Below are 5,228 nucleotides of genomic sequence, written 5' to 3'. Positions count from 1 at the left end.
AAGCAGCAGGCGAAAACCTTCCAGGCCAATTTTCCCGCGGCCAATATGTTCGTGCCGATCGACGTGGGAACCCAGCTCTTTCTTGCTGTCATTCAAGTGAATCGCCTTCACCAGTTTGATGCCCACGATGTCGTCGAGTTGCCGCATCGTGGCTTCGTAATCTTTCGGCGTGGAAATGGGATAGCCTGCGGCCAGCAAGTGACAGGTATCGATGCACACGCCTAATCGTTTGGGCTCGGCAACGCCCTGGAGAATTGCCGCCAAGTGTTCAAATCGCCAGCCCAGCGCACTCCCCTGCCCCGCCGTGTTTTCTAGCAGAGTTTTCGCCCTCAGCTTTCCAACTTTTTGGTGCACTTCGTCCAGCCCCTGCACAATCCGCCTTAACCCCGCCTCTTCGCTGCTGGTGGTGAACGAACCGGGGTGCATCACCACATACGGGATGCCCAACTGCTCGGCCCTGAGCAGTTCGACGGCGAACGCCTCGACCGATTTCCGCCACAGCGTTTCGTCGGGCGCAGCCAGATTGATGAGATACGAATCGTGCGACAGCGGGTGGGCAATGTTATGCTTCGCAAGCGCCGCCTGAAATTGGGCCGCGTCGTCATCGGTAATGGCCTTGGCGCGCCACTGATTGTTGTTCTTGGTGAACAACTGCACGCAATCGCAGCCGCAGGCGGCGGCCAGTTCAACGGCCCGATAATAGCCGCCGGAAATCGATTGATGCGCGCCAAGAATGGGCATAATTATTTCCGCGCAGATTGAAGACCAGCGATACGATAGCGTGAACCGTGGCAGTCAGGAAATGAGGAGCTAAGACCAACGACCCTACGTCCCCTGGCAGCGCCCTCTTCGACACCCCGCGAAGCAATCATCGCCGGGCAAGCCGTGTCAACCAGCATGCAATTTTTTATCTAATATCGCCAAATTGAAGTATCAGTGTGCCGTAATTGTTGTGTATATTCGCCATCTTCACATTTTACCGGCTTTGGCTTATAATCTTCGCCGTTAACAAAGGGGTTCAGCAACTCGATTGAAGAGGATTGCCACCGTGCGAAATCGACCGAAAACTAGCCGCCGGATGTTCAGGTTCGAACCGTTGGAAAAGCGTGCCCTATTGGCTGGGAACGTAATGGCCACGGTTACCGGAGGTGAATTGGATATTACCGGCGATGCGGCCGGCAACTCCGTTCAAGTGTGGCAAACCGGCGCTGACACTTGGAAGGTACAAGGCATTGCCACCACCATCAACGGAAGTCATGCCACGTACTTGGCCACCGGCGTTACGGGCAACATTGAAGCCAATCTGATGGCCGGCAACAACTTCATTAAAGTTTTTAACGGAACCGTGCCAGGGGCACTGGGCATCACCGCAGAAGGGGGCAACGACACTGTGCAGGTTACAAACGTCAGCACTGGGCTAAGCACCGCCGCAGATAGCACTTCGCTGGTAATCAATGCCGGCGACGGCAAAAACACGGTGGCGCTTTCCGGCGTGATAACCAGCGGGCAAACTCAAATCATTTCGGGCAATGGTACCGCGGTGATTTCCCTGGCGAACGTGACCGTCAATGCCGGAAGCGTCTCCGGCAGCAACTTTGTGGAGACGGGCAATGGCACCGCGGCCATCTCCTTCTCGCATGTCAGCATGACAATGGGCACTGGCGACAACTTCGTGGATACAGGTAATGGCACCGCAGCCATCTCGCTCTCGCACGTCACCATGACTGTCAGCGGTGGCGACAACTTTGTAGATACGGGGAGCGGCAAGGCGACCATCGCGCTGGCGAATGTGAGCATGAATAGTGCTGGTGGCGACAACTTCGTGGATACCGGTGGCGGCACGGCGAACGTTGCCCTGGTGAATGTCAAGATGATAACTACCAACGCCGACAACTTCATAGATACGGGTAACGGCGCCGCAGCTATCTCGCTGATTGACGTCACCATGAGCGCTACCAATGCCGCCAACTTCGTAGATACGGGTAACGGCACCGCGGCCATTTCGATCTCGAAATCGACGATTACAAACAGCGGCGCCGGCTCAGAAAACTTCGTGGCAACCGGAAATGGCACCGCGGCTATTTCGATTTCGAACTCAACGATAACGACTAGCGGCGCCGATTCAGAAAATCTTCTGGAGACGGGCAGTGGCACGGCAGTCATCTCCCTGTCGAGAGTAATGCTGGCCGCAGATGGCAGCAATGAATTTACCATGCAGGGAGATGGGAAAGACGTCGTTGCTCTGGCAAATGTCACTGTGAACGGCGACCTGGCCATTAACACCAACGGTGGTACCGATGCAGTGTCGCTTAATACGGTGAATGTGGGTTCGAATGACTTAAGCGTCGAGGTAGGGCCCGGCAACCTCGATAGCCTGGCGGTTGTGAATTGCACGGCCGGCACCGAAGAATTCTCGGATACCGGCGGAACCAACGGCAGCATTGTCGGTGCACTCAATCATTTTGCCACCGCGCCACTGGTCACCGGTTTCACAAACGAATTCGGCATTTAATTGCGACAGGCAAGTTGGGGCAAATGACGGTAGCCGCTGCGACTGCTCCCATTGCGCCAGTTCGAAAACACAAGGTCGCCGATGGCGGCATCAGGCACCGGGAACGCTGCACTTCCAATGCCAAGCGTCGCCTTTCCCCCTGTAACAAGCCGTGTACATGGCGCCCCTCAAACTTAGCGGTTGTGACCTTTGTGAAACCGAATCTAGTAGGCTCGGCCCATGCAACTCATGCCGGATTTTAGATTTCGACGCGCCCGCGGGGCAGAAGTGGTTCAAGATTTATCGGGCGGTTTAGCAGCGGCGGGCAACGTGGCCTGAGCGGGATCTGCAGCGGTTTCCAACAGTTTGGGAATTTTCTGCGCCAATCCCATGCGGGCGTTGAAATCGATAACTTTGCCGTCACGGCCCACCAGCCACATGGCCGGAATGGCGGAGATGCCGTATTTTTTGCCGTAGGTATTGTCCCAAACTTTGCCGTCGAAGAATTGCACCCAGGGCATTTGTTTGTCTTTGACGAATTGTTGCAGCGTTGGCTTTTCCTGGTCGAACGAGATGCCGACAATCTCGAAGCCTTGATCATGATATTTGTTGTATTGCTCGATGACCTCCGGCAATCCTTCGACGCATGGGCCGCACCAGGTGGCCCAAAAATCGACCAGGACGACTTTGCCGCGATACGATTCCAAGTCGAAATGACGGCCGTCGACGTCGGTGAATTTGAGTTCCAGCGGCTTGGTTTTCAGCTGCAGTAGATTTTCCAACACCGTAATTCTGTCGGCCGCGGCGGCGGCCAGCAGCCCATCGCTACTGGCTTTGAGATCGCGCAAGCGAGCAATGGCAGCTTCGTCCATTTGTCCGCGGCCGGCCAGTTGAACAATCGATTGCGCCAATCCCGCATTGGCGGTCGAATTGGGAAAAGCTTTGACGTGGGCCGAAAAGCTTTTTGCCACGTCCGCCAGCGGCGCGTGGCTGAGTATATCGATTTGCAGATTTAGGGTGCTGGCTTGCTCTTTTAGCTGCGGCGGCGCATCGCCGGCCGCCAGCACTTCGGCCAAAGCGGCTTTGGCCGTTTTGATGCCTTGTTCCAGGTTTTGCGGGGCGCTTAGGGCGCGGCGGACATCCATGAAATTCCAGCTCCACCGCAGCGGATCGTGCGGATACTGCTTGAGAAACGCGGCTTTTTCGTTATCGTATTCCGCATCGTGGGTGCTGCCGGTAAGCGACGTCAGATTCGCTTCGACACGTTGCACCCATTGCTGGGCCGTCTCAGTTTTAGCCGGCGCTTCAGTGATGGGCGGAGCTTCCGTTTTCGACGCGGTCGATTGGGCCGCGTTGCCGGCCCCTTGATCGGTCACCACGATGGTCTTGGGATGCCGCTTGGTGGTTTTAAGTTGCGTGCCGAAGCGGGCCATGACCGGATCGCTGCTGGCGGCGAACAGAAGGCCGAATTCTTTGAACCGTTTTTCGGCCTCTTGATCGGTATCCAAGTTATTGATGAGCGCCACGGTGCCGAGGGCAATCCGCCCATATTTGGCGGCGGTGAGCGTGTGGCCGGTCAACGCGGTTTTCACTTTGTCAAGCAGTTTGGAAATGTCGTTGGGCGGAGCATCGCCGGCTTTCAGCACTCGCTGCTCCAGATCGTAAAATGCGGCTGCGGCGGCAATCTTTTTGTCGCTATCGCCGGCATACTTGGTTGCTAGTTCGGCCAGCCGCTTGTCAGCATCGGCATTTTTTTCGGCATCAGCCCATTCATGCAAGCCGTCGAACAAACTGAGAACGGCAAAAGACCGCAAACTGTCCGGCGGGTTGCTTTCCAGAATTCGATCCGACGCCGCCACCATCGCTTCGCCGAAACCGGCTTGCCGAGCCGCGGGCGCGATCTTTTGCATCTTTTCGATATGCGCCTTGAGCAGGGCCGGAGAATCGTTTGCCGGCGGCAAATAGGGATTGCTGGCTGCGGGAGTTTGGCCGTCTGCCAGCGCAAGCGGCGAGGTCAAAATGAAAATCCATAAAGCCAGGCCACCAGCAAACTTCCTACAATTCTCACGGCACTGCATAGGAGAAGCTCCCCCTGGAAATGAAAACAGTCGAACGAATGGGCATTATCAACTTGGCAGTCTGCGGCTGTCAATAAAAGAATAGCTTCCCGCTGCCGCGATGCATTTTGCCGCTAGCTGGAACTGCGGTTTACAAACGATTTGTACCGCCGGCAACAGGCGACCGAGCCTCCGGTGGTCCAACTTTGTTGGGCTGGCTATGCTCGACCGTGGTCGGCCGCCGTTTTTTTAAACCGCCTCTAAACAATTGGCCGTAGATGCGCTACAATCAACCGTAGGCAGGCGGCGAAAACAAGGAACACAGCCATGACCATCGTCGAATGGATTGTAGCCGGGCTGCTCTTCGTGGCCGGAATTATTTTGGGCGCTCTGTGGGCCAAAAAAAAATCTCTCGGCGGTCGCAAACGCCAACTGGCTGAAGCGCAATTGCAGTTTCATCGCATGCGCGAACAATTAGAAGCCAAGTTTTTGCAACGCGCCGGGCTGACCGGCAAACCGCGCGGACTGCGCTGGGCCGACTGCGAGTTCGAAAACGATGTGACTTATGCCCGCGATCGCAAAACTCGGGAACTCTCCGCGTTCGTTTCGGTGTCAATCAAGTTCGAGGCCATTCCCGGCGGGGGCATGGAAGAAGTGGAAGCCGTGAACAACGCCAAATA

The 5,228-nt window shown here is 56.1% G+C and carries 4 protein-coding genes; 2 read left to right on the top strand and 2 right to left on the bottom strand.

Annotation, left to right across the window (positions count from 1 at the left end):
• Window positions 1–741: deoxyribonuclease IV (locus tag VMJ32_14840; protein ID HTQ40300.1), on the bottom strand; the 741-nt coding region annotated here is incomplete at its 3' end.
• Between the two features lie 307 nt (window positions 742–1,048).
• Here VMJ32_14840 and VMJ32_14835 point away from each other — a divergent pair.
• A complete protein-coding gene (locus tag VMJ32_14835) occupies window positions 1,049–2,512 on the top strand; it encodes a hypothetical protein (protein HTQ40299.1) in 1,464 nt (487 codons plus the stop codon).
• A gap of 272 nt (window positions 2,513–2,784) precedes the next feature.
• On the opposite strand, the gene VMJ32_14830 is transcribed toward VMJ32_14835, so the two are convergent.
• A complete protein-coding gene (locus VMJ32_14830) occupies window positions 2,785–4,509 on the bottom strand; it encodes a TlpA disulfide reductase family protein (GenBank protein ID HTQ40298.1) in 1,725 nt (574 codons plus the stop codon).
• 366 nt (window positions 4,510–4,875) lie between these two features.
• Here VMJ32_14830 and VMJ32_14825 point away from each other — a divergent pair.
• Window positions 4,876–5,228, top strand: a 353-nt coding sequence (locus tag VMJ32_14825; GenBank protein HTQ40297.1) for a hypothetical protein, incomplete at its 3' end; no start/stop codon positions are given.

The sequence above is a fragment of the Pirellulales bacterium genome (assembly GCA_035499655.1).
GTDB lineage: Bacteria > Planctomycetota > Planctomycetia > Pirellulales > JADZDJ01 > DATJYL01.
Note: the sequence above shows the minus strand (reverse complement) of the source record. Positions and strands in the feature narration are given on the sequence as shown.